21 protein-coding genes are annotated in these 22,841 nt (G+C 68.1%); 9 read left to right on the forward strand and 12 right to left on the reverse strand.

The features are described 5' to 3' along the window. The 3 genes from ACLBV5_RS05375 to ACLBV5_RS05385 all read left to right on the forward strand — a co-directional run bounded on the left by ACLBV5_RS05375 (nt 1) and on the right by ACLBV5_RS05385 (nt 2,751). On the forward strand, nt 1-1,575 hold the full coding sequence (locus tag ACLBV5_RS05375; protein WP_447605041.1) for an L-aspartate oxidase: 1,575 nt from the start codon (nt 1-3) through the stop codon (nt 1,573-1,575). Then, nucleotides 1,576-2,451 carry a carboxylating nicotinate-nucleotide diphosphorylase gene (gene nadC / locus ACLBV5_RS05380; protein WP_447605042.1) on the forward strand — a complete coding sequence of 292 codons (876 nt, stop codon included), beginning with the start codon at nt 1,576-1,578 and terminating at the stop codon, nt 2,449-2,451. Between the two features lie 90 nt (nt 2,452-2,541). Further along, on the forward strand, nt 2,542-2,751 hold the full coding sequence (locus ACLBV5_RS05385) for a hypothetical protein (protein ID WP_253119915.1): 210 nt from the start codon (nt 2,542-2,544) through the stop codon (nt 2,749-2,751). Nucleotides 2,752-2,757: 6 nt separating this feature from the next. Here the strand turns inward: ACLBV5_RS05385 and ACLBV5_RS05390 are convergent, their stop codons facing one another. Then, the gene (locus ACLBV5_RS05390) at nt 2,758-3,840 is read right to left on the reverse strand and encodes a cell wall hydrolase (RefSeq protein ID WP_447605043.1); all 1,083 of its coding nucleotides are present in this window, start codon (nt 3,838-3,840) and stop codon (nt 2,758-2,760) included. 427 nt (nt 3,841-4,267) lie between these two features. Here ACLBV5_RS05390 and ACLBV5_RS05395 point away from each other — a divergent pair, with 427 nt between their 5' ends. The 4 genes from ACLBV5_RS05395 to ACLBV5_RS05410 all read left to right on the forward strand — a co-directional run bounded on the left by ACLBV5_RS05395 (nt 4,268) and on the right by ACLBV5_RS05410 (nt 7,014). Next, nucleotides 4,268-4,465, forward strand: a complete 198-nt coding sequence (locus ACLBV5_RS05395) for a hypothetical protein (protein ID WP_134582320.1) — start codon at nt 4,268-4,270, stop codon at nt 4,463-4,465. A 221-nt stretch (nt 4,466-4,686) separates the two neighbouring features. Continuing rightward, the gene (locus tag ACLBV5_RS05400; protein ID WP_025978589.1) at nt 4,687-5,049 is read left to right on the forward strand and encodes a DUF6481 family protein; all 363 of its coding nucleotides are present in this window, start codon (nt 4,687-4,689) and stop codon (nt 5,047-5,049) included. Nucleotides 5,050-5,216: 167 nt separating this feature from the next. Further along, the gene (locus ACLBV5_RS05405) at nt 5,217-5,693 is read left to right on the forward strand and encodes a Dps family protein (RefSeq protein WP_025978588.1); all 477 of its coding nucleotides are present in this window, start codon (nt 5,217-5,219) and stop codon (nt 5,691-5,693) included. A 73-nt stretch (nt 5,694-5,766) separates the two neighbouring features. Next, on the forward strand, nt 5,767-7,014 hold the full coding sequence (locus ACLBV5_RS05410; RefSeq protein WP_447605044.1) for a cell wall hydrolase: 1,248 nt from the start codon (nt 5,767-5,769) through the stop codon (nt 7,012-7,014). Between the two features lie 9 nt (nt 7,015-7,023). On the opposite strand, the gene trxB is transcribed toward ACLBV5_RS05410, so the two are convergent. The 11 genes from trxB to ACLBV5_RS05465 all read right to left on the reverse strand — a co-directional run bounded on the left by trxB (nt 7,024) and on the right by ACLBV5_RS05465 (nt 20,637). After that, on the reverse strand, nt 7,024-8,031 hold the full coding sequence (trxB, locus tag ACLBV5_RS05415; protein ID WP_447605045.1) for a thioredoxin-disulfide reductase: 1,008 nt from the start codon (nt 8,029-8,031) through the stop codon (nt 7,024-7,026). 76 nt (nt 8,032-8,107) lie between these two features. Next, entirely contained in the window at nt 8,108-8,449 is a 342-nt protein-coding gene (locus tag ACLBV5_RS05420) for a hypothetical protein (RefSeq protein WP_134582324.1), read from the reverse strand. A gap of 156 nt (nt 8,450-8,605) precedes the next feature. Next, nucleotides 8,606-9,583, reverse strand: a complete 978-nt coding sequence (locus tag ACLBV5_RS05425; RefSeq protein WP_447605046.1) for a mitochondrial fission ELM1 family protein — start codon at nt 9,581-9,583, stop codon at nt 8,606-8,608. A gap of 157 nt (nt 9,584-9,740) precedes the next feature. Further along, entirely contained in the window at nt 9,741-10,214 is a 474-nt protein-coding gene (gene greA, locus ACLBV5_RS05430) for a transcription elongation factor GreA (RefSeq protein ID WP_003170051.1), read from the reverse strand. Nucleotides 10,215-10,403: 189 nt separating this feature from the next. Continuing rightward, nucleotides 10,404-10,604 (reverse strand): hypothetical protein, encoded by a 201-nt coding sequence (locus ACLBV5_RS05435; protein WP_227157431.1) that lies wholly within the window; start codon nt 10,602-10,604, stop codon nt 10,404-10,406. Nucleotides 10,605-10,646: 42 nt separating this feature from the next. Next, entirely contained in the window at nt 10,647-10,844 is a 198-nt protein-coding gene (locus tag ACLBV5_RS05440; RefSeq protein ID WP_447605047.1) for a cysteine protease, read from the reverse strand. 70 nt (nt 10,845-10,914) lie between these two features. Further along, on the reverse strand, nt 10,915-12,231 hold the full coding sequence (locus ACLBV5_RS05445) for an amidohydrolase (RefSeq protein ID WP_447605048.1): 1,317 nt from the start codon (nt 12,229-12,231) through the stop codon (nt 10,915-10,917). A 357-nt stretch (nt 12,232-12,588) separates the two neighbouring features. Next, nucleotides 12,589-15,888, reverse strand: coding sequence for a carbamoyl-phosphate synthase large subunit (gene carB / locus ACLBV5_RS05450; RefSeq protein ID WP_447605049.1), 3,300 nt, complete (start codon nt 15,886-15,888; stop codon nt 12,589-12,591). 10 nt (nt 15,889-15,898) lie between these two features. Then, nucleotides 15,899-16,219, reverse strand: coding sequence for a ribonuclease E inhibitor RraB (locus tag ACLBV5_RS05455; protein WP_134582329.1), 321 nt, complete (start codon nt 16,217-16,219; stop codon nt 15,899-15,901). A 175-nt stretch (nt 16,220-16,394) separates the two neighbouring features. Then, nucleotides 16,395-19,715 carry a TonB-dependent receptor domain-containing protein gene (locus ACLBV5_RS05460; protein ID WP_447605050.1) on the reverse strand — a complete coding sequence of 1,107 codons (3,321 nt, stop codon included), beginning with the start codon at nt 19,713-19,715 and terminating at the stop codon, nt 16,395-16,397. Between the two features lie 223 nt (nt 19,716-19,938). Beyond that, a complete protein-coding gene (locus ACLBV5_RS05465) occupies nt 19,939-20,637 on the reverse strand; it encodes an HAD family hydrolase (RefSeq protein ID WP_025978577.1) in 699 nt (232 codons plus the stop codon). Between the two features lie 133 nt (nt 20,638-20,770). On the opposite strand from ACLBV5_RS05465, the gene ACLBV5_RS05470 reads away from it, so the two are divergent. Both ACLBV5_RS05470 and ACLBV5_RS05475 read left to right on the forward strand, forming a co-directional pair. After that, nucleotides 20,771-21,484, forward strand: coding sequence for an SDR family NAD(P)-dependent oxidoreductase (locus ACLBV5_RS05470; RefSeq protein WP_447605051.1), 714 nt, complete (start codon nt 20,771-20,773; stop codon nt 21,482-21,484). 9 nt (nt 21,485-21,493) lie between these two features. Beyond that, the gene (locus tag ACLBV5_RS05475) at nt 21,494-22,801 is read left to right on the forward strand and encodes an amino acid permease (protein WP_447605052.1); all 1,308 of its coding nucleotides are present in this window, start codon (nt 21,494-21,496) and stop codon (nt 22,799-22,801) included. Nucleotides 22,802-22,841 lie beyond the last annotated feature (40 nt).

The raw sequence follows: 22,841 nt of genomic DNA on the forward strand, positions 1-22,841 counted from the left end.
ATGGCGCGCATCCGTCATGACGGGCCCCTGATCATCGGCGGCGGGCTGGCGGGCCTGTCGGCGGCGCTGGAGGCGGCCGAGGCGCTCGGTCCGAACGGCAAGGTGCTGGTGGTGACGCCGGAGCCCTTGCTGAACGCCTGTTCGTCGGCCTGGGCGCAAGGCGGGATGGCGGCGGCCCTGTCGCCGCAGGACAGCGCGGCCTTGCACGCCAAGGACACCGAGGGGGCGGGCGCCGGTCTGGTCGAGGCTGAGGCGGCGCGCGCCCTGACGACGCGGGGGCGCGAGACGGTCGAGTGGCTGGCGGCGCTCGGCGCGCCGTTCGACCGCGACGCCGACGGCGGCTTTTCCGTCAGCCTGGAGGCGGCGCATAGCCTGCCGCGCGTGGCGCGGGTCGGCGGCGACGGCGCCGGGCGCGCCATCCTGTCGGCCGTGGTCGCCGCCGCGCGGGCGGTGAAGGGCATCGAGATCTGGGAGGACGGGCGGCTGCGCGGCTTGATCCGCGACGTCGACGGCCGGGTACGCGGCGCGGTGATCGAGCGGCGCGGCGGCCGGGGACATGGAAGGCTGGACGAGGTGTTCGCGCCCGCCGTGGTCCTGGCGACCGGCGGGATAGGCGGCCTGTTCGAGGCGACCACCAACCCGTCCGCCCTGCGCGGCGAGGGGCTGGCGCTGGCCTATCTGGCGGGGGCGGAGATTCTCGACCCCGAGTTTGTGCAGTTTCACCCCACGGCCATCGATGTGGGCCTTGATCCAGCCCCGCTGGCGACCGAGGCCCTGCGCGGCGACGGGGCGCGGCTGGTCGACGGAGGCGGAGCCTTCCTGCTGGGCGATCAACCCGACGCCGATCTGGCGCCCCGGGACATCGTGGCGCGGGCGGTGCACGCGGCGAGGGTCGAGGGGCGCGGCGCCTTCCTGGACGCGACCCGGGCCGTGGGCGAGGCCTTTCCGCATGAGTTTCCGGCCGTCTTCGCCGCCTGCATGCGGGCGGGGCTGGACCCGCGCGTCTGCCCGATCCCGGTGGCGGCGGCGGCCCACTATCACATGGGCGGCATCGTCGCCGACGACGAGGGGCGCACGACCGTCCTCGGCCTGTTCGCGATCGGCGAGTGCGCGGCGACGGGGGTGCATGGGGCCAACCGGCTGGCGTCCAACTCCCTGCTGGAAGCGGGCGCCTTCGGACGGCGCGCGGGCCGGGCGGCGGCGGCGGAGGTTCAGCCCGAGCGGCGGCCGCTGGCGGCGGTGCAGGCGATGACGGATCTGCCACCCGAGGCTCTGGCGACCTTGCGCGCCGCCATGACGCGCCATGCGGGCGTGGTGCGGGACGAGGCGGGGCTGACGGCGCTGCTGGCCCTGATCGACGACCTGGCGAAGGCCCATCTGACGGCGGCGTGCCTGACGGCGGCGCGGCTGGTGGCCGAAGGGGCGCTGAACCGGCGCGAGAGCCGGGGCGGCCATTATCGGCGCGACTTCCCCGACAGCCTGCCGAGGGCCGAGCACACGCGGATGCGCGCGGCGTCGGCGCGCGGAGAAGAGGCCGAGGCGGCGACGCTCGCCGCCCTGGCCGCCGTGATCTGAATGACGAAGGACGTTTCCGTGACTCGAACCCTGCCGGACCTGCTGATCGAGCCTGTGGTGCGCATGGCGCTGGCCGAGGACCTGGGACGCACGGGCGATGTGACGGCCCAGGCCTGCATCCCCGAGGACGCCCGCTTCGGCGCCGTCTTCGCGGCGCGCCAGGCCGGGGTGATGGCGGGCGGGGCGGTGGTGCGGATCGCCGTCCATGCGCTCGACCCTCAGGCGACGGTGACGGTCAAGGTCGCCGACGGCGAGGCGTTCGAGGCGGGGGCCGTGCTGGTCGCGGTCGAGGCGAACGCCCGCGCCCTGCTGGCGGCCGAGCGGACGGCGCTGAACCTGCTGGGCCGGATGTGCGGCATCGCTGCCCTGACGCGGACCTATGTGCAGGCGGTCGCAGGGACGCACGCGCGCATCGCCGACACCCGCAAGACCACGCCGGGCCTGCGCGCGCTGGAGAAGCATGCGGTGGCCTGCGGCGGCGGGCTGAACCATCGCTTCGGCCTGGATGACGCCATCCTGATCAAAGACAACCACGTCGCCGTCTGCGGCGGGGCGGGCGAGGCGGTGCGCCGCGCCAAAGCCTTCGCGCCCCACCTGATGAAGGTGGAGGTCGAGGTCGACGGCCTGGATCAGCTGGACGAGGTGCTGCCCGAGCGGCCCGACGTGATCATGCTGGACAATTTCAGCCTGGACGACATGGCCGAGGCGGTGCGGCGGGTGCGGGACAGCGCCTTCGGGCCGGTGGTGCTGGAGGCGTCAGGCGGGGTGAATCTGAGCACGGTCGCGGGCATCGCCGCGACCGGCGTGGACGTCATCTCCGTGGGCGCGTTGACCCATTCGGTGATGCAGCTGGATATCGGCTTGGACGCCGATTGAACGGACGCGGACCGGGGTTTTTCGGGGAACGGGCCCCGCGGGGGGCCGTTCTCATGGGGCGGGAGGGCGCGACCTCGAAGGAGCGACGCCATGACCAAGGTTCCACATCCGCCCCCGGAGCAGCGCAGCTTTGCCGACCGCGGCCATCGGCCGATGGATGAAGCCGCAGCTGGACGACGCCACAGGGCGGAAGGCGTGCAGTCCGACCAACCCGGCGACGCCGACGTCAATCTGGGCCAGCAGGGGCGCTTCGGCAATCTGCATCAGAACCTGACCACCCGCCGCATGAGCCATCCGTAGGAGGGATCAAGCCTCGGCGCTGACCGAGACCGGAGCGCCCGGCTTGGGCGACGGCGCAGCGCCCCCCGAGCTGGACGGCGTCGGCGGCGGAGTCTCGGCCTTGCCTGAAGCCAAGACCTCGCGCGCCACAACGGCGGTGTAGGCCACGGCGCCCGAAGCGTTGCGGGCGGCTTCGACCGGATCGAGGCTGGCCTGCACCAGGCGGGGCGCGGCCTCGGCCGGACCCGAGGGACGGGGGTTGTAGGCGAAGGCCTGGCTGGCGCCCGAACGACCGCCGAAGCGATAAAACAGGTGATCGCCGACCTGATTCACGCGGATCAGATTGTTGCGCCATGACGGCGAGACGGCGGTGGTGTGGAAGTGGGTGGCGTTGCCCACGGCGCTGAACACCTGGCCGGACAGGGCCTTGGTCGCCACTTCGCGGGCGCGGTTCCAGGCGCTGCGGTTGACGGCGCCGCGCATGGCGCCGTTGCAGGTGAAGCTGAACTGGCAACCCGTGCCGCGGTTTGCGCCCTGATAGACGACGGCGCAGACCGTCTTGGGGAAGGCGGGGTGGCGGGCGCGGTTCAGAACCACCTGAGCCACCGCCTTCATGCCGTCGCGGCCTTCGCCGCGCGCTTCATAATAGACGGCCTGGGTCAGGCATTCCAGGTCGCGCGATTGGTCCAGCGCGCCGTCGAGGCGGAAGGGGCGGGCGGCGGAAATCTTGGTCGCGCCGCCGGTTTGCAGATTGGCGCGGCGCAGGCCGTCCTGGCCTTCAAGCTGTTCCAGGCGGGCGGTCAGCAGCTCGGCCTGGCGGTCGCGTTGGGCCGAGCCGGCGACGGAGTAGGGGTCGTGGCGGTGGGCGATCGCCAGGGCGCTGGAGTCCAGTCCGCCGGCCGCTTCGGCCAAGGCTTCCTGAGTATAGGCGCCCTGCAGGCGCTCGGCCTGTTGGCGCACGGTCGAGGCCTGGGCGGCCAGGCCGCCCAGATAGGCCCCTCCGACTGCGAGGCCGACCACGCCGCCGAACGCCGCCGCCGCCGTCGTGGGGCGCAGGCGGAATGAGCGGGCGGCGTGCATCAGCGCGCGCGTCTGCGAGGAGAAAGACAAAGGCGTAGTCCTGTACAACAGGGCGAGGATGCCGCCCCCGTAGTTCCCGAACCCTGGCGACAAGGACGCGTCGCGCTTCAAGCGGGTCGGGTGAACGCCGACTGAACGCCGGCCCTCGAAGGCGGGCCTTTATCCATTGGTTTATGGCCTCAATGTGACTGATTCGCTAGAATCACAATTTCTGCAGCATCCAGAAATTGTCTAAAAGTCATTATTTTCACTGTTTTAAATCATGACGAAATTGCGCGCCAGACTTTCTTGCGAATACCGTATTGAGATGTTGACTGAAGATTTGGTGGGCCGCATCGGATTGTCGAATAAGCTATTTAAGGGGGTGTGACATCTTGGATGACAGAGTCGTGCCTTAGATGGGAACCGGGCGGTAATTTTCGCGTTCCAAGCTGAGCTATTTCAAGGAGTTGACCCCATGACCCACATCGTATCTCGTCTGGCCGTTCTGACGCTGATCGGCGCCGGCGCCCTGGCCCTGTCGGCCTGCGGCCATACCGTGGAACAGAAGGCGGCGACCGGCGCCGTGGCAGGGGCCGTGGTCGGCGGTCCGGTCGGCGCGGCTGTCGGCGGCGCTGCAGGCGCTGCGGTGGGCCACGCTCAAAAACCGCACTAACGACGCGCCTCTTCGTCGCGAACCGTGGTCGAGAGGCGTCAGTCGCATTAAATCCCATGAAATCGGGCTGTAGAGCTTGATTTCGGCGCGAAATTCGGCTTTGCCCTCCCGCCGGGCCGAGCGTGTTGAAACGCGCTCATCGCCCCGTCTTGCGGCCGTCGCTTCTCCGATCGGCCCCATTCGCCGTTTCCATTCGCTATCAAGGACACCCGCCTCTCAGCATGCGCGACCTCAAGAACACCGGCTTCAACGACCGCCTGTCCGCCCAGAAAGACGCCAAACAAGCCCTGCTGGCCCGGTTCAAGCCAAAGCCGATGGTTCAGGACCCCGAGTTCGAAAAGCTGGCCGCCAAGCGCGCCGCCGAGAAGGAGGCCCTTCGCCAGCAACACGAACTCGCCAAGGCCGAACAGCGCCGTGAGAAGGCCGAGAAGGACGCCGCCCGCCTGGCCGCCGACATGGCCGCCCAGGAAGAGGTGGACGCCGCCAAGCGCGCCGCTCGCAAGGAGCGCAAGCAACTGACCAAGGAAGAGCAGAAGGCTGCTCGCGACGCCCGTTACGCCGCCCGCAAGGCGCGCAATCGCTGATTATGACGGTTCGTGCCCCTTCCTGACCGGGAAGGGGCGAGGCTGACGCCGCTCTGACATGTCAGGGCGAAGATTCCTGCGAAGTGACGTCGCCGGCCCCTTGGAACGGGGGCCAGACGACCTAACTGCAAGGCTGATCTTCCCCAGCCATGCGAACAGGAGCCGTCATGAACGCCATCGACACCGGTCTGAAGCCCAAGGAACGCGCCGACGTCGCGCGCGAACTGTCCAAGGTTCTGGCCGACAGCTACGCCCTCTATCTGAAGACGCACGGCTATCACTGGAACGTGCGCGGGCCGGAGTTCTTCAGCCTGCACAACCTGCTGGAAGAACAGTACCGCGAGATCTGGGCCGCGCTGGACGAGATCGCCGAGCGCATCCGCGCCCTGGGCGAGCTGGCGCCGCAGAGCGCCGCGGCCTTCGCCAATCTGACCTCGATCAAGGACGGCGATCCTGAGAAGGATTCCGCAGCCATGCTCAAGGAGTTGGTCAAGGACCACGGCGTGGTCATCGCCACCGCCCGCGCCGCGCTCGACGCCGCCGATGAGGTCGGGGACGAAGCCTCGGTCGACCTGATGACGGTGCGTCTGGCCGCGCACGAAAAGGCCGCCTGGATGCTGCGCTCCAGCCTCGGAGACCGATAGCAGGCCGACGGATCGCCGGCCCGCCTCACGGAACGGTAATCTTCGCGTCTGAAAAGCGCCGGATTGAGCGGTCATGCAGATCGCTGGTTTCCGGCGCCGTCAGGCGTCGCTATACGGACAGCGCATGATCCTCGGCCGCCTCACGCCGCTGAAGACGACTGGACGCCGCGCCCTGGCTGCGGCGCCCGCCGCCATGGCCGTGACCCTGGCGGCGATGGGCGTGGCCATGTCAGCCAGCTCGACGCCCCGCCCCGACATCGACCGCACGGCCGAGGCCCTGGCCCACGCCACCGGCGGCGACCTGGGCCCGAACGGTCTGGCGGCCGTGATGGCGCGCATGGACGCGGGGCAGCTGGCCGTGGCGCGACGGCACGACCCGGCGCTGGGCCTGCCCGAACTGTATGGCCTGACGCCCGGCTGGGAGAGCCTGACCTTGGGCGGCAAGCCCGGCCTGGATCAGGGCGTGGCCGGCGTCGCCGCCCAGCAGCTGAACGCCGCCATGCCCAACGCCCTGGGCGCGCTTCAGCCCGCGCGGCCCTTTGTTTTCCGCCCCGCCGATGAGGCGTCGCGCCGGCGCGCCCTGCGCTGCCTGACCCAGGCGGTCTATTATGAGGCGGCCTTGGAGCCGACCGAGGGGCAGGAGGGCGTGGCCCAGGTGGTGCTGAACCGGGTGCGCGATCCCAACTATCCCTCCAGCGTCTGCGGCGTCGTCTATCAGGGCGCCGAGCGGACCACGGGTTGCCAGTTCAGCTTCACCTGCGACGGCTCCCTGGCGCGCGGGCCGGCGCGCTGGGCCTGGGACCGGGCCGAGCGGGTCGCGGCTCGCGCCCTGAACGGCCATGTGGCCGAGCGCGTGGGCACGGCCACGCACTACCACGCCGATTACGTCCACCCCTGGTGGTCGCCGACCCTGGCCAAGATCACTCAGGTCGGGGCGCACATCTTCTATCGCTGGAAGGGCTCGGCCGGAGAGACGGCCGCCTTCGTCAACGCCTATGCGGGCCGCGAGCCGTCGATCGACGAGGCCCGCTTCGCCCAGTCGCGCGTTTTGCTGGCCACGGCGGCGGACAGCGTCGAGGAGGCTCTGGCGGGCGCCAAGTCCGGCGAACTGCGCACAGTCGAGATCGACGGCCAGACCCGGGTGGTGGGGATCGCCAGCCTCGGCGGCCGTCGGCAGGCCAGTAAGGACGAGATCGCCGCCATCAACGAGCGGCTGAAGGCCTTTGAAAGCGGCGCCGTCCCCAGCGTGACCGTAACCGCCCCGCCGCCCGCCGGGGTCACCCCCATGGCCGTCGAAGAGGTCGGCAAGCCGCAGGGGTGAGAGCGTGGTTCACCAGGCGCCGATCTTCTCGGCCTCCTTGTGGCTGATGGGATTTTGGGCGGCCTTGTGGTCTTCCTCGGCCAGGAAGCGGGCGGCCTCCAGCGCAGCCATGCAGCCCATGCCCGCCGCCGTCACGGCCTGGCGGTAGACGTCGTCTGTGACGTCGCCGGCGGCCCAGACGCCTTCGATGGCCGTCGCCGCCGTGCCCGGCTTGACGACAAGATACCCGCCGGACTTGGTCTCCAGCTGACCCTGGAACAGCTCTGACGAGGGCGCGTGGCCGATGGCGATGAAGACGCCGTCGGCGGGAATTTCGCTAAATTCGCCGGTCTTGACGTTCTTCAGGCGCACGCCGGTGACGTTGCGGGCGACGCCGTCCACGACCCCGACAATCTCCTCAACGGCCGAGTCCCAGATCACCTTGATCTTGGGGTGGGCGAACAGGCGCTCCTGCAGGATCTTTTCGGCGCGGAACTCGTCGCGGCGGTGAACCACGGTGACGGTCTCGGCGAAGTTGGTCAGGAACAGGGCTTCCTCGACCGCGGTATTGCCGCCGCCGACGACCACCACCTGCTTGCCGCGATAGAAGAAACCGTCGCAGGTGGCGCAGGCGGACACGCCGAAGCCCTGATATTTTTGCTCGCTCTCCAGCCCCAGCCACTTGGCCTGGGCGCCGGTGGAGATGATGACCGTTTCGGCCAGGATTTCCGCGCCTGAATCGAGCGTCAGGCGGAAGGGGCGCTGGGACAGGTCGGCCTGGGTCACGATGTCATGCAGGACTTCCGTGCCGACATGTTCAGCTTGGGCCTGCATCTGCTGCATCAGCCAGGGGCCCTGGATGGTCTCGGCGAACCCGGGGTAGTTCTCGACGTCCGTGGTGATAGTGAGCTGGCCGCCAGGCTGAAGCCCGGCGATCATCACCGGGTTCAGCGAGGCGCGGGCGGCGTAGATGGCTGCGGTCCAGCCGGCGGGGCCGGAACCGATGATGGCGACGCGGACGTTACGAGCTTGGGTCATGGCGCCTATTTAGGCGCTGATTCCCTGAAGCGCGATCCCGGTTCGACATTTCACGCCCTGCGGCGCCCAGAGGGCGTCAGGCGTGCGCCAGCTGGCCCTCAGAACTGCGGGCGGCGCGCAGGTTCTCCAAGGTGTCGGCGACGTCGGACAGGAACGCCTCACGGCGCGCAGCCGCCTCGGCGGGGTCGGTGCCGTTGCGCATGACGCGGCCGTTGAAAACGGCGGCCTCTTCGCGGATTCGGGCCACCAGTGCGGCGAGGTGTCCCTTGCCCTTATGTTGGTCCATGACTTGGGCGTGGTTGTCGGCATCTCGCAGACGCCGGGCCAGAGCATCATCGACATCCTGTCCCAACTCGGCGCGGCCAGCCATCTGGCTGAAGTCGTGGGCGTACATCCGGATGAAGTTTTCTACGATCAATTCGAAGCGTCCTTTCGGTGGAAAAAGAGCCACAGAGTTCAAGGCGCGGTCGGCCGCCCGGCGGTTCCGCCGTCGGATGGGGGCCGGGTTTTGCCTTGATGCCTACATATGGGGATGGCGAGGGCGGTTCGCCACCCTAGCCGGGCGGGTCCCCACTCAGCGGGTCTGCAGGGCCGCCAGGATGGCGCGGGCGGCGCGTTCCGTCTCGTCCAACGGCGCATAGGTCCACGGCGTCATCGCCCCGTCAAAGGGGCGGGCGGCGCCGCGCGCCTGAAGGTCGGCGTGCAGGCGGGCGAACTTGCCGGACGCCTTCTTCGCGACCATCGGCAGGATATGGACGGGCTTGCCGGTCGAGGCGGCCTCGGCGGCCATGTTGGCGCTGTCCTCGGTGACGAGGATGTGGTCGGCGGCGTCGAGCATGGCGAACAGGGGGTTGTCGCCCTCGCCGTTCCAGATCCAGCCGGGCAGGGCCGACAGGCGCTCGGTCATCGCCGCCTTGGCGGCTTCCGGCGTGCGGCGCGAATAGGTCAGCAACAGGGAGCCCTTCGCAGCGGCGACGGCTTCGGCGATGCGCTCGGCCAGATCGGCGGCGTGAGCGGGCGGCAGTTCGAAGGCGGAGGAGGTTCCGCCGATCATCACCGCTACGCGCGGATGGGGCAGGGGGGCGATGCGCGCGGCGAAGGCGGGCGCCGCTTCGGCCAGTCTTGCGCGCGTGATGCGGTGGGGGCTGCCGGTGATCGACAGGACGTTGGGGCCGCTCAGGCGGTCATGGGCCGGGGCGACGATCAGGTCATAGCGGTCGTTGCGCCAGCGCGGGTCCTGGGTCTGGACGACGAAGGTCTTGCCGCCGCTCCAGTCGCGCACGCGCGCCGACAGGGGCAGGCTGGCGCGGCCCGTGGCGATCCACAGGTCGGGCCATTGGGTCACGGTGCGGGGATCGAACGACCCCGGCGCCAGCATGGCGGGGGACTTCAGCGCCGAGGGGAGCCGGTCGAAGGCGGGGCGCCAGCGGACCTGCTTGATCTCGATCTGCGCGGGGGTCAGGCGGGCGACGGCCTCGGCCAGGCCCAGGGCCTGGTTCTGGATGCCGGTTCGGCCGTCGGAGACGACCCAGATGGCAAGAGGGGCGCTCACCCCTCTCCCTCCCCGTCCCGGGGAGGGTGGTCGCGCAGCGATCGGGAGGGGAGGGCCGGGTGATACGAACGCGGCGCTTGAATAGCCAAGCCGCCCCCACCCGGCCTCGCCTGCGGCTCAGCCACCCTCCCCGGGACGGGGAGGGAGAGGCTTTGTGTTACTTCCACTCGACCTTGAGGATCTCATAGGCCTTCACGCCGCCGGGCGTGTTGACCTCGACCACGTCGCCGACCTCCTTGGAGATCAGGGCGCGGGCGATCGGCGAGGCGATGGAAATCTTGCCCAGCTTCACGTCGGCCTCGTGTTCGCCGACGATCTGGTAGACGCCTTCTTCCTCGGTGTCCTCGTCCACGAAGGTGACGGTGGCGCCGAACTTGACCTGGTCGCCCGACAGTTTGGACACGTCGATGACCTGGGCGCGGGACAGCTTGTCCTCGATCTCGGCGATCGAGCCCTCGATCCAGCCCTGACGCTCCTTGGCGGCGTGATATTCGGCGTTTTCAGACAGATCGCCATGCTCGCGGGCTTCCGCGATGGCGGCGATCACGCTGGGTCGCTCCACCGACTTCAATTGCTTGAGTTGGTCGTCGAGGGCGCGATAACCCTCGGCCGTCATCGGCACTTTTTCCATTGTGTCGTGAGTTTCTTGCTACGCCCGAAGACAGATGAGAGACGGTTTGGTGCACCGCGGCCACGGGGGCGTCGCGTGACCGGCCAAAGAAGGTAGGGCGCCCCGCGCCCAAACTCAAGATGGGCCAGGCAGGTCGCTGGACGTTGTTCGTCGCGGCGGGACAGCGCAAGCCGCGCTTCGCCGCCCCTTCTATTCGCTAGACGGCGGCCGTGGCAGACGATCTTTGCCGAAGGCGCGGCGCAGAGCCGTCCAAGCGATAAAGCCCAGCGCCGCCAGCGCCAGCAGCATGAAGGCGCCGGAGACGACGGCGACGCCCGTCGCGATAAAGGCGATGATGAAACAGACGGCCGAAAACAGGGCCGCGATCACTTGGATTACAGACAGGCGCATGGGGGTGTTAACGCCTCACGGATCGCCGGGTTGCGACTGAGGTCAGCGCCGGGGCCTGCGTCGCGACGCGGGGGCCGCCTTGACCGCAGGCGCTTCCTCAACGGGGCCGCGACGGCGCTTCCACAACTGCCAGGCTATCCCCGCCAGAGCGATCTTGCCCATGTGGCGGCCCATCATCGCGCGGCCGCGACGCGACAACAGCAGACTGCTCGCCAGGGTCGGCAGGCTAGGCAGGAACATGGGCGCGTCTCCGGACGGAAAGGGAATGTTCCTGCCTCAACGACCAGGACGCCGCCCGGTTCATCAGCCTTTACCGTTTCGGCATCAGGGCCTCGGCGGCCAGCACCGAGCCTTCGACGCCCAAGGTGACGGCGGGCTCGGGCGTGATGCGGAACAGGCCTGAGTGGTGGCCCGGCGCGCCCTTGACCTGATCGGCCGGGGTGCCGCCGACGCGGAAGTAGACGCCCTTCACCCCCAGTTCCGGGGTGACGAACTCGGCGAAGTCCTCGGCGCCCATGCCGGTGCGCGGATTGTCGATCAGGACGCCATCGCCCAGACCGGCCGTTAGGGCCTCGCGGACGCGGGCGGCCGTCTCGGCGTCATTGATGGTGGGCGGCGTGTTTTCCAGCGGCGATCGCACGACGGTCGGCAGCTTGTCTTCGGGCACGCCCAGGGCGCGGGCGGTGTTCGCCGAGATGCGGTCGATGCCGTCCAGCAGCTTGGCGCGAACCTCGGGGCTGTCCGAGCGGACCGTCAGCTGCATGTCGACGCGGTCGGAGATGATGTTGTGTTTAATGCCGCCCTTGATGGCGCCGACCGTGACCACGGCGCCCTCCAGCGGGCTGGTTTCGCGGCTGCGCAGGGATTGCAGCGCGACCACGATATGCGAGGCGACCAGGATCGGATCGACCCCCAGGTGCGGCGAGGCGCCGTGGGTGGCGACGCCGTGCACGGCGATGTCCACGCTGTCCGAACTGGACGAGGTGATGCCCAGCGGCACGCCGATCCGACCCGTCGGCGTGTCGGACGAGACGTGGAAGGCCAGGGCGTAGTCCGGCTTGGGGAAGCGGGAGTAGAGGCCGTCCTGCACCATGGCGCGGGCGCCGAAGATGCGTTCCTCGGCCGGTTGGGCGACCAGCACCAGGGTGCCGGACCAGTTGGCCTTGCGCGCCTGCATCTGGCGCGCCGTGCCGACCAGGGCGGTGATGTGCACGTCGTGGCCGCAGGCGTGCATGACGGGCTTCTCCACCCCGTCGGTGTCGACCTGACGGGCGGTGGAGGCGTTGGCGAGGCCCGACTTCTCCTCGACCGGCAGGCCGTCCATGTCGGCGCGGATCATGACCGTGGGGCCGGGGCCGTTGCGCAGGACGGCGACCACGCCTGTGCCGCCGACGCCGGTGGCGACCTCATAGCCGAGAGCGCGCAGCTCCTGCGCCATGCGGGCCGAAGTCTGGACTTCGAGGCCCGACAGTTCGGGGTTGCGGTGGAAGTGGTCGAACAGGGCGCCGAGGTTGGCGTCGTAGTCGGCCTTGACGGCAGCCTTCAGGGCGGCGTCCTGCGCCACGGCGGGCGCGGCGCCTGCGGCCAGAACGGCAGCCAGAACGGCGGTGAGCGTGGTCTTCTTCATAATGGCGTCCCCTCCAATGTCACGCACGACCTTAGCCGCTGGTGGGGATCGGGCAACCGGGGAAGGGCGTTCCCCGCCGTCATCCTCGGGCTTGACCCGAGGATCCAGCCGTCCGCCTGCATGAAGTCGGCAAGGAAGAGCGCGGCGCTGCACTGGATCCTCGGGTCAAGCCCGAGGATGACGGCGGAAGGCGGAAGGCGGAAGGCGGAAGGCGGAAGGCGGAAGGCGGTGGGGGGAAGCGCGTGAAGCCGCCCCTCCACCGCTTCGCGGTCCCCCTCCCCATGAAATGGGGAGGAAAGGAAAAAGCCCCCGACGATCGCTCGGCGGGGGCTTTCTGGTTAAGGACTGAGCTTGATCTCAGTTGTAGCTCTGGATCGGACGCACATCCATTTCGCCGTGGCGGACGGCGGCGATGCCCTGGGCCGCGGCCAGGGAACCCGCGGCGGTGGTGTAGTAGGGGATCTTCATCATCAGGGCCGTGCGGCGGATGGAGAAGCTGTCGGCCAGGGCCTGCTTGCCGTCCGTGGTGTTGAAGACCAGCTGGACCTCGCCGTTCTTCATGGCGTCGACGATGTTCGGACGGCCTTCCAGCACCTTCTTGACCAGGCCGACGTCCAGGCCCCGCTCGCTCAGATAGGCGTGGGTGCCGCCGGTGGCGATGACGGCGAAGCCCTGGGCCAGCAGCGTCTTCACCGCCTCGACGATGAAGGGCTTGTCGGCGTCCTTGACCGAGACGAAGGCCGTGCCCTCGGTCGGCAGGATGGTGCCGCCGCCGGTCTGGGACTTGGCGAAGGCCCGGGCGAAGGCGGGGGCCAGATCGGCCTCGCCCTCACGCTTCCAGTCCAGGCCCATGACCTCGCCGGTCGAGCGCATTTCCGGGCCCAGGATGGTGTCGACCCCGGCGAAGCGGGCGAAGGGGAAGACGGCTTCCTTGACGGCGATGTGGTCCAGTTCCTTGTCGACCAGGCCGAAGGAGGCCAGCGGAACCCCGGCCATGACCTTGGCGGCGATGGCGGCGACCGGCTGGCCGATGGTCTTGGCCACGAAGGGCGCCGTGCGGCTGGCGCGCGGGTTGACCTCGAGCACGAAGATGCGCGGGTTCTCGCTGTGCGGCTCCTCGATGGCGAACTGCACGTTCATCAGGCCGCGCACCTTCAGGGCCTTGGCCATGGCGGCTGTCTGGCGCTTCAGCTCGGCCACGGTCTCGGGGCGCAGGGAGAAGGGCGGCATGGAGCAGGCGCTGTCGCCCGAGTGGACGCCGGCTTCCTCGATATGCTCCAGCACGCCGGCGACGAAGACGGTCTCGTCGTCGCACAGGGCGTCGACGTCCACCTCGGTGGCGCGGTTCAGGTAGTGATCGATCAGCACGGGGTCGTCGCCCGAGACGCGCATGGCCTCGTGGACGTAGCGGTCCAGCTGCTCGCGGTCGTGGACGATCATCATGCCGCGGCCGCCCAGAACGTAGGACGGGCGCAGGACGACCGGATAGCCGACCTCCTCGGCCTTCTCGGCGGCTTCCTCGGCGGAGCGGGCCAGACCGTTGGGCGGCTGGATCAGGCCGATCTCGTTCAGCATCTGCTGGAAGCGCTCGCGGTCCTCGGCCAGGTCGATGCTATCGACGCTGGTGCCCAGGATCGGCACGCCGTCTTCCTGCAGCGCATGGGCCAGCTTCAGCGGGGTCTGGCCGCCGAACTGGACGACCACGCCGATCAGCTCGCCCTTGGAGCGCTCGACGTCGATCAGCTCCAGCACGTCCTCGGCCGTCAGCGGCTCGAAATACAGGCGGTCGGAGGTGTCGTAGTCGGTCGAGACGGTCTCGGGGTTGCAGTTGACCATGATGCTCTCGACATCGATGTCGGCGAAAGCGAAGGCCGCGTGGCAGCAGCAGTAATCGAACTCGATGCCTTGGCCGATGCGGTTGGGACCGCCGCCCAGGATGACCGCCTTCTTGCGATCCGAGGGGGCGGCCTCGCAGGCCGGGACCTGGCCCAAGGCGCCGGTCTCATAGGTCGAATACATATACGCGGTGGCCGAGGCGAACTCGGCGGCGCAGGTGTCGATGCGCTTGAACACCGGGCGCACCTCCAGGGCGCGTCGGGCCTTGCGGACCTCGCCCTCGGTCTTGCTGGTCAGGGCGCCCAGGCGGGCGTCGGAGAAGCCCTTGGCTTTCAGCTTGCGGAAGTCGGCCGCCTCGGTCGGCAGGCCCTGGACGCGGACATGGCCCTCGGTGCGCACGATGTCGGCGATCTGGCGCAGGAACCACGGTTCATACGAACAGGCGGCGTGGACCTCCTCGACCGTCAGGCCGTGGCGGAAGGCCTGGGCGATGACGCGGATGCGGTCGGGCGTCGGCAGACCCAGGGCGCGGATCACCGCCGCCTTGACCGAGGCGTCGTCCTCGGCGCCGGTCACGCCGTCGATCTCGATGTCGTCGAAGCCGTTGAGACCGGTCTCCAGCCCGCGCAGGGCCTTCTGCATGGATTCCTGGAAGGTGCGGCCGATGGCCATGACCTCGCCGACCGACTTCATCGCCGTAGTCAGCGACGGCTCCGAGCCCGGATATTTCTCGAAGGCGAAGCGCGGGATCTTGGTGACCACGTAATCAATGGCCGGCTCGAAGCTGGCCGGGGTCACCATGGTGATGTCGTTCTTCAGCTCGTCCAGCGTATAGCCGACGGCCAGCTTGGCGGCGATCTTGGCGATCGGGAAGCCGGTGGCCTTGGAGGCCAGGGCGGAGGAGCGCGACACGCGCGGGTTCATCTCGATGACGACCAGACGGCCGTCCTTGGGGTTGACCGCGAACTGGACGTTCGAGCCGCCCGTCTCGACGCCGATCTCGCGCAGCACGGCGATCGAGGCCGCGCGCATCATCTGATATTCCTTGTCCGTCAGGGTCATGGCCGGGGCGACGGTGATGCTGTCGCCGGTGTGGACGCCCATCGGGTCGATGTTCTCGATCGAGCAGATGATGATGCAGTTGTCCGCATGATCGCGGACCACCTCCATCTCATATTCCTTCCAGCCCAGCACCGACTCTTCGATCAGGACTTCGGTGGTCGGCGACAGGTCCAGGCCCCGCTCCACGATCTCGTGGAATTCCTCGACGTTGTAGGCGATGCCGCCGCCGGTGCCCGCCAGGGTGAAGGACGGGCGGATGATGGCCGGCAGGCCCACGAAGGCCAGGGCCTCGTCGGCTTCCTCGATGTGGTGGATGGCGCGCGAGCGGGGCGATTCCAGGCCCAGCTTGTCCATGGCGTCGCGGAACTTCTGACGGTCCTCGGCCTTGTCGATGACTTCGGCCTTGGCGCCGATCATCTCGACCCCATGGCGGGCCAGAGCGCCCGAGGCGTTCAGCGCCAGGGCGGTGTTCAGCGCCGTCTGGCCGCCCATGGTGGGCAGCAGGGCGTCCGGCTTCTCCTTGGCGATGATCTTCTCGACCATCTCGGGCGTGATCGGCTCGATATAGGTGGCGTCGGCCACCTCCGGGTCGGTCATGATGGTGGCGGGGTTCGAGTTGACCAGGATGACCCGGTAGCCTTCCGCCTTCAGCGCCTTGCAGGCCTGAACGCCGGAATAGTCGAACTCGCACGCCTGGCCGATGACGATCGGACCGGCGCCGATGATCAGGATGGACTTGATGTCTGTGCGCTTGGGCATCGGCGTCTACTCAGTTCGTCACGACCGCGCACTCCCAGCCGTCGTAGTCGAGCTGGAAGGCCGCGGCCCAGGTTTGCATCATGGCCGACACAGGCGCAAAAGACGCCTCGTCGACCGGCATGGTGGTCTCCAGGACGGTCATGTCGCCCTGGCCCCGCGTCAGGAAGCCCGCACGGCGGGCCACCTCGCACAGGTCGCCGTGCGCCTCTTCCTCGCCGTAGAAGTAGAACAGCGTATGGCGCGGGGTGATCCCGCTGTCGCCCTGCTCTGCGAGCGCGGCGCGCACCATGGCGTCCTTTTCTTCATGACTGGTCAGGGCGGCGGTCTCCACGCGCGCAGACGGCCGGGCGCGAGCGCTGTCGCGGCCGATCCGTTCGGGTTGTCGGTTAAGCGGCCCGTTTAGAGAGGAGGGGGCCGGGGGGCAAGGGCTTATCCCCCCCGAGCGCACAAGAAAAAGGGGCGGCCCGTAAGGACCGCCCCCAAGAGTTTCAAACCTCGTCCGTCCTTTAGAAGGGACGGAAGTTCAGGCCGACGAAGAAGCGACGGCCGTACGGGTCGAAGTTGGAGTAGATGGTGGTGCCCAGGATGTCGCGCTGTTCGGCGTCAAACAGGTTCACCACGCCGGCGCGCAGCGTCAGGTCGTCACGCACGTTGTAACGCACGGTCAGATCGTGACGGACGAAGTTGCCGGTGTCCATCTGGTCGGCCAGACGCGAGTCCGCGTTGTTCACGAAGTCGCGGGCGCGGACGATGTTGGTGGCGGACTGCCAGTCGGCGGTCCAGTTCACGTTCCAGATGTCGTTCGGACGCCAGGACAGCGACGAGGCCATGCGGACGCGCGGGTAGGCGTTGGTGCCGCTCAGGCCGATGCTGGCCGCCAGTTCATTGTAGTCCGACGGATCCGCCTCGTTCAGGTACTGCTTTTGCTCGATCAGCCACGAGCCTTGCAGACGCCAGTCGAAGGAGCCCCAGTTCTTGCCCCAATCCGCAGTGTCCCACGAATAGTTGGCGCCGAAGTCCAGACCGCGGGTTTCCAGGGCCGCGTAGTTGAACGAACGCTCGATGAAGCCGCCGATGGGATCGCCCGAGGGGGCGCCCATGCCGAACGGAATGTTCGGGTTGTTGCGGAAGATCGAGTTACAGGCGTCCATGTTCAGTTCGGCGCCGCTCACGCAGTTGGCGGCGATGCCGGCAGCCGACACGGCGGCGATGACCTTGTCGATGCGGATTTCATAGTAATCCAGCGACAGGGTCAGGCCCGGGACGTAGCTCGGCTGATAGACGGTCGAGAAGGTGAAGGATTCCGACTCTTCCGGCTTCAGGTCCGGGTTGCCGCCCGAAACGCCGGCGATGCCCGAGGTGTAGTTCGGACGGAAGTCGTCGGTGTTGGTGGCGGTTGCGCCGGCGAAGTCGAACGACAGGCCCTGCTGTGCGGCCAGGGCCGTACAGTTCTTCACGCGGTTGGCCTTGATCTCCTGGTCGTCCAGATTCGCGATGTTGGCCGTGGCGCACGGGTCGCTGAAGTTGTTGGCGAACGTCTGGCCGTAGGGCGAGTAGTTCTCACCCAGGTTCGGCACGCGGACCGAAGTGTTGAAGCTGGTCTTGAAGGTCAGATCGCGGATCGGACGGTAGACCAGGTTCACGCCGTAGACATCGACGTTGCCCACGGTCGAATAGTCGGCCCAGCGGTACGAGCCGCTGAGTTCGGCGTATTCGCCCATGAAGGAGTCGCGGAACAGCGGCACGGAGACTTCCGCGAACAGTTCCTTGGACTCATAGCTGACTTCCGGGAAGTCGGCGCCGGTGTTCAGGAACAGCAGGCGGTCGCCGGCCGTGGTGCTGCGGCCGACGGCCGAGGTGGTTTCCTTGCGCCATTCGCCGCCGAAGGCGAAGCCCAGGTTGCCGGCGCCCCAGAAGTCCCACAGCTCGGTCGAGATCGAGCCGAGGAGCTGGTGCTGCTCGTTCATTTCCTCGACGCGGACGAAGGCGTCGACGTAGTCCAGAGCTTCGGCCGACTGGTTGCCGGCGCCGAAGATGTTCAGCGGGGTGCACTGGGCGATGGCGTTGCGGCCATACTCGGTGTCACGCAGGTCGCCGCCACGGACCTGGTCGGCGATTTCGGCGACGCCGCGAGCGTTCAGGAGGGTCGAGCGGCAGACGATGGCGCCGGGGGTTCCCAGCAGGCCCGTCGTGTCGACCACGGCGTCAGCGGCCAGGGCCATGCGCTGCACGTCCACGCCACGCTCGATGTTTTCGATCTCGACCTTGCCGTAGGTGTAGCCCAGATCCCACGACAGGGACTTGGCGAAGCCGATCGGACCGTGGTCGCCGTCGAAGCCGACGACGTAGCGCTGCAGGTCGCGGGTGTTCTTCTGCGAACGCTCGGGACCGAAGAAGCTGTGACGCGCGATCGGCAGGGCTTGCGAACCGATCAGCTCGCCGGCGTTCTGGGCCGTCGGCGGGGCGTAGATGTCGATCTTGTTGTTGGCGATCGCGCTCTTCATCGACTGCGGCAGGAAGGCGTTGTCGTCCCAGCGCAGGTCGAAGGCCGAGGTGGCCCAGATCGAGTTTGCTTCACCGGCTCCGTAGGAGTCGTTGTCCAGGTCGACGTCGAAGAACGTCGGCTGGCCGCGCATGAAGGTTTCCTCGGTGATGTATTTGGCCGAGGCGTGGAAGTTGATCGAGTCGGTGACCTTGAAGTTGGTCCCGACCTGATAACGCTGCGATTCCGACGCCGGAATGCGGCTGTAGCCGGCGACTTCGCCGATCGGCATGCCGTCGCCGCCGATGTTGTACGGGCGGTTGATGCCGACGTTGCCGACGCGTTGACCGAAGTTGGCTTCACGGGCCGCGCCGCCGTCATAGACGAAGGTCTTGCCCGGCATGATGCCGTAGCAGTTGGCGGCGTAGGTGAAGTCGCCGTCCGAGAAGCAGTTCTGGTACGGGACGTTCGGGTTGGTCAGGTCGCTGGGACGCTGCAGGTTTGCCAGGGTGGTCTGACCCCACGGCAGGATGTCCAGGCGGTTCAGGCCGTAGAAGACCTGGGCGTCCAGACGGCCGTCATACGAATTGTTCGTCGGGTCGGCGTCGATGGCCAGACGGGCCGGGCCGCGACGGATCCAGTCGATGTCCATCGAGTCGACGTTGTCGATCTTCTCATACTCGGCGTGAGCATAGACGTTCAGACGGTCGTCGAAGAAGTTCTTGCCGATCAGGCCCGAGATGCGGCGGGTGGCTTCGCCGTTGTCGTTGATCTGGCCGTAGTTGGCGTCGATCTCCAGGCCTTCGAAATCCTTCTTGAGGATGAAGTTCAGCACGCCCGAGACGGCGTCGGCGCCGTAGACCGACGAAGCGCCGCCGGTGATGATCTCGACGTTCTGGATCAGCAGACGCGGGATGGCGTCGACGTCGACCGACAGTTCGCCGCCCGAAGAGCCGACGTGGCGACGACCGTCGACCAGCGTCAGGGTGCGGTTGGCGCCCAGCGAGCGCAGGTTGGCCAGCGACAGGCCGCCGGTGTTCAGGCTGGAGCCGGTGGTGTCGGACGGCACCGTCGAGTTCTGCAGAGCCGGGATGGTGGCCAGGTAGTCGATCAGGCTGGTCTGGCCGGTCGACAGGATCTCTTCCTGCGTAACCTGGATGATCGGGGTCGGCGCGTTGGCGGCGCTACGACGGATACGCGAACCGGTGACGACGATTTCGCCGACTTCAGTGGCTTGGGCGTCCGACGCGGGCTGTTCAGCGACCTGGGCCGAAGCAACGCCAGCGGCGGCGATGGCGCTGATCAGAACAGTGCTGCCCAGCAAACGGGAGCGGGTAATACGCATACAGTTAAGCCTCACATTGCGACACGGTACGAACCATGATCCGCCACAGGATTGCCTCAACCAGATGAGGTCAAGTTGCATCGCTCGCATGAGGGCCGAAGTACGACGGTAATGTTGCCGTGTTGCAAATTTGGGACGAAATCTGTCCAATAATGACGAGATAACGGCACGTTATTGTGACAAATGGGGCGAACTATGTTTGAAAGTGGGCCAGGTAACCTGGTTATGGGTCGACTGTCTGAAGCCAGTCTGACACTTCATCGAAACGGCTCAGGCTGACGAAACGAGGATGGCCTTCGGGGGCTTCGGCCAACTCGTGCGCCCATGTGATCGGGTATGGGATATGGATTCCCCAGGCGCCGGCCTCGATGGCGGGCAACACGTCCGATCGAATGGAATTGCCGACCATTGCAGCGTCGGCGGGGGCGACGCCGTGACGGGAAAATACCGTTTGGTAAGTTCCCCGGTCCTTTTCCGACACAATTTCGACGCCCGAGAAGTAGTCGCCCAGTCTTGAGGCGGCGAGCTTGCGTTCCTGGTCCATCAGGTCGCCCTTCGTGATCAGAATGAGGCGGTAGCGCGTCGACAGATCGGCGACCGTCTCGGCGACGCCTGGCAGCGTCTCGACCGGGTGGACCAGCATTTCGCGCCCGGCGGCCAGGATTTCCCGCACGATGTGGGGCGGGGCCGAGCCGTCGCACAGCTCCATCGCCGTCTCCAGCATCGACAGGGTGAAGCCCTTCACGCCGTAGCCGTAAAGACGAAGGTTGCGCCGTTCGACCTGCGCCAGGCGGTCCATCATCACCGGCTCTTCGGCATGGTCGGCCAGCAGTTCGGCGAACCGCTTCTGGCTTAGGCGGAAGAGAGTCTCATTGTGCCAGAGGGTGTCGTCGGCATCGAGGCCGACCGTGGTGATGCTCATGGGGGCGTCGTCCAGGCGCGAGGGGGCTGCCCGCTTCCTAAACCCGCGTGGATGGCGAAGGTAGGGCGTCATCGGTCCAGAGGCGGTTCAGCGGCGTATTCCCGGCGACAGGCGCGCGCGAAAGGCGAAAGAAATGAGGACGGGTTCGGCGATCATCGTGGGGGTGTCGGGCGGCGTGGGGAGGGCGCTGGCGCAGCAACTGGGTCAGGCGGGCGACCGCGTGGTGCACGGCCTGTCGCGTACGCCGGCGGCGCCCATCGAGGGCGTGACGCACGGCTATCTGGATCTGGAGGATGAGGCCAGCATGGCCGCCGCCGCCGCGCGCATCGCCGAGGGTCCTGCGCCGACCCTGGTCATCGTGGCGACCGGGGTGCTGCACTCCGGCCAAACGCCCGAACGGAGCTGGCGCGAGTTGTCGGCGGAGCATCTGATGCGCGACTATCGGATCAACGCCGTGGGGCCGGCTTTGGCGGCGCGTCACTTCCTGCCCTTGCTGCCGCGCGACGAGCGGGCGGTGTTCGCGGCCCTGTCGGCGCGGGTCGGGTCAATCGGCGATAACCGGCTGGGCGGCTGGCACAGCTATCGCGCGTCCAAGGCGGCGCTGAACATGATCCTGAAGACCCTGTCGGTGGAACTGGCGCGCACCCATCCGCAGGCGGTGGTCGCGGGCCTGCATCCGGGCACGGTGGACACGGCCCTGAGCGCGCCCTTCCAGCGCGGGGTCAAGCCCGAGAAGCTGTTCTCGCCCGCCTTTTCCGCCGCCAGCCTGCTGACGGTGATCGAGGGGCTGACGCCGGCCGACAGCGGCGGCGTATTCGCATGGGACAGCGCGCGAATTCCCGAGTAAAGGGCGCGTATGAGCCAACTGGACGTCCTGCCCGAACCGTCGCGCCGCATCGGCTGGGGTCTGGCCGCCCTGGTGGTGGCCGGCAATATGATCGGATCGGGCGTCTATCTTCTGCCCGCCACCCTGGCGCCGACCGGCAGCAGCAGCCTGATCGGCTGGATCGTCTGCGGCGTCGGGGCCGTGACCCTGGCGCTGGTGTTCGGCGGTCTGGGGCGAATGCAGCCCGAGGCCGACGGCCTGTCGGATTTCGCCCGGCGCGGTCTGGGGCGGTTCCTAGGCTATCAGACGGGACTGGCCTATTGGGCGGCCTGTCTGACCGGCAATGTCGCCGTGGCGGTGGCGGGGACCGGCTATCTGGCCTTCTTCTTTCCGGCGCTGAAGGAGCCGCTGTGGGGCGCGCTCAGCAATCTGGCGCTGATCTGGCTGACCACGGCGGCCTATGCGGCCGGATCGAAGACGGCGGCGCGCTTCGGGGCGATCACCCTGGTGCTGGGGCTGATCCCCATCGGCCTGGCCATCATCGCCGGCGTCATCGCCTTCAGCGGCGACACCTTCGCAGCGTCGTGGAGCCCGGCGGGCGAGCCGCTGATGAAGACGGTTCCGGCGTCGCTGGCCGTGATCTTCTGGGCCTTCCTGGGCGTCGAGAGCGCCGCGGCCCTGTCCAGCCAGGTGAAGAATCCGGCGACCGATGTCGGCCGCGCCTCGCTGGGCGGGGTTTTGCTGGCCTTCGTCGTCTATGTGGCGGCCAGCGTGGCGGTGTTCGGCGTCATCCCGGCCGATGTCCTGGCCCATTCCACCAGCCCTTACGCCGATCTGGTGGCGCGGGTCATGGGAGCCTCGGTGGCAGGCCTGGTGGCGGCCTGCGCCGTCATCAAGGCGACCGGCACCATCGCCGGCTGGACCATGATGGGCGGCGAGACGGCGCGCGCCTCGGCCGAGGCGGGCTGGCTGCCGCGCTGGTTCGGCGGAGCGCAGAAGGGCAAGACGCCCCTGTCCAACCCCCTGATCAACGGCGTCATCATGAGCGCCATGGTGATCGCCAGCGCCCAGCCGACGCTGGGCCAGCAGTTCGGCGTGCTGATCGGCGTGACCTCGGTGTTGACGCTGTGCCTGTACGCCCTGTGTTCGGTAACGCTGTGGAAGCTGACGACCAAGCCGGGCTGGCGTCTGCTGGCCGTCGGCGGAGCGGTGTTCTCGGCCTTTGCGGTTGCGGCGGCGGCGGGCGGGTACATCTGGCCCAGCGTCGGCTTCTTCGCCGTGACCAGCCTGGCCTGGTTGTGGGTTCGCAAGCGCCAGGGGCGCTTCCAGACGGCATAATCGCAGGCCGTGTTGACACGGCCCCTTCATCTCTTTAGCG

The sequence above is a fragment of the Brevundimonas sp. M1A4_2e genome (assembly GCF_053345555.1).

Excerpts from the sequence above, each read along its gene's own strand:
- ACLBV5_RS05465 (WP_025978577.1), bottom strand. The coding sequence starts at position 20,637 with ATGAGCATCACCACGGTCGGCCTCGATGCCGACGACACCCTCTGGCAC.
- ACLBV5_RS05405 (WP_025978588.1), top strand. The coding sequence starts at position 5,217 with ATGAACGCCATCGACACCGGTCTGAAGCCCAAGGAACGCGCCGACGTC.
- ACLBV5_RS05435 (WP_227157431.1), bottom strand. The coding sequence starts at position 10,604 with ATGCGCCTGTCTGTAATCCAAGTGATCGCGGCCCTGTTTTCGGCCGTC.
- ACLBV5_RS05440 (WP_447605047.1), bottom strand. The coding sequence starts at position 10,844 with ATGTTCCTGCCTAGCCTGCCGACCCTGGCGAGCAGTCTGCTGTTGTCG.
- ACLBV5_RS05460 (WP_447605050.1), bottom strand. The coding sequence starts at position 19,715 with ATGCGTATTACCCGCTCCCGTTTGCTGGGCAGCACTGTTCTGATCAGC.
- ACLBV5_RS05445 (WP_447605048.1), bottom strand. The coding sequence starts at position 12,231 with ATGAAGAAGACCACGCTCACCGCCGTTCTGGCTGCCGTTCTGGCCGCA.
- carB (WP_447605049.1), bottom strand. The coding sequence starts at position 15,888 with ATGCCCAAGCGCACAGACATCAAGTCCATCCTGATCATCGGCGCCGGT.
- ACLBV5_RS05410 (WP_447605044.1), top strand. The coding sequence starts at position 5,767 with ATGCAGATCGCTGGTTTCCGGCGCCGTCAGGCGTCGCTATACGGACAG.
- ACLBV5_RS05395 (WP_134582320.1), top strand. The coding sequence starts at position 4,268 with ATGACCCACATCGTATCTCGTCTGGCCGTTCTGACGCTGATCGGCGCC.
- ACLBV5_RS05385 (WP_253119915.1), top strand. The coding sequence starts at position 2,542 with ATGACCAAGGTTCCACATCCGCCCCCGGAGCAGCGCAGCTTTGCCGAC.
- ACLBV5_RS05400 (WP_025978589.1), top strand. The coding sequence starts at position 4,687 with ATGCGCGACCTCAAGAACACCGGCTTCAACGACCGCCTGTCCGCCCAG.
- trxB (WP_447605045.1), bottom strand. The coding sequence starts at position 8,031 with ATGACCCAAGCTCGTAACGTCCGCGTCGCCATCATCGGTTCCGGCCCC.
- greA (WP_003170051.1), bottom strand. The coding sequence starts at position 10,214 with ATGGAAAAAGTGCCGATGACGGCCGAGGGTTATCGCGCCCTCGACGAC.
- ACLBV5_RS05470 (WP_447605051.1), top strand. The coding sequence starts at position 20,771 with ATGAGGACGGGTTCGGCGATCATCGTGGGGGTGTCGGGCGGCGTGGGG.
- nadC (WP_447605042.1), top strand. The coding sequence starts at position 1,576 with ATGACGAAGGACGTTTCCGTGACTCGAACCCTGCCGGACCTGCTGATC.
- ACLBV5_RS05375 (WP_447605041.1), top strand. The coding sequence starts at position 1 with ATGGCGCGCATCCGTCATGACGGGCCCCTGATCATCGGCGGCGGGCTG.
- ACLBV5_RS05475 (WP_447605052.1), top strand. The coding sequence starts at position 21,494 with ATGAGCCAACTGGACGTCCTGCCCGAACCGTCGCGCCGCATCGGCTGG.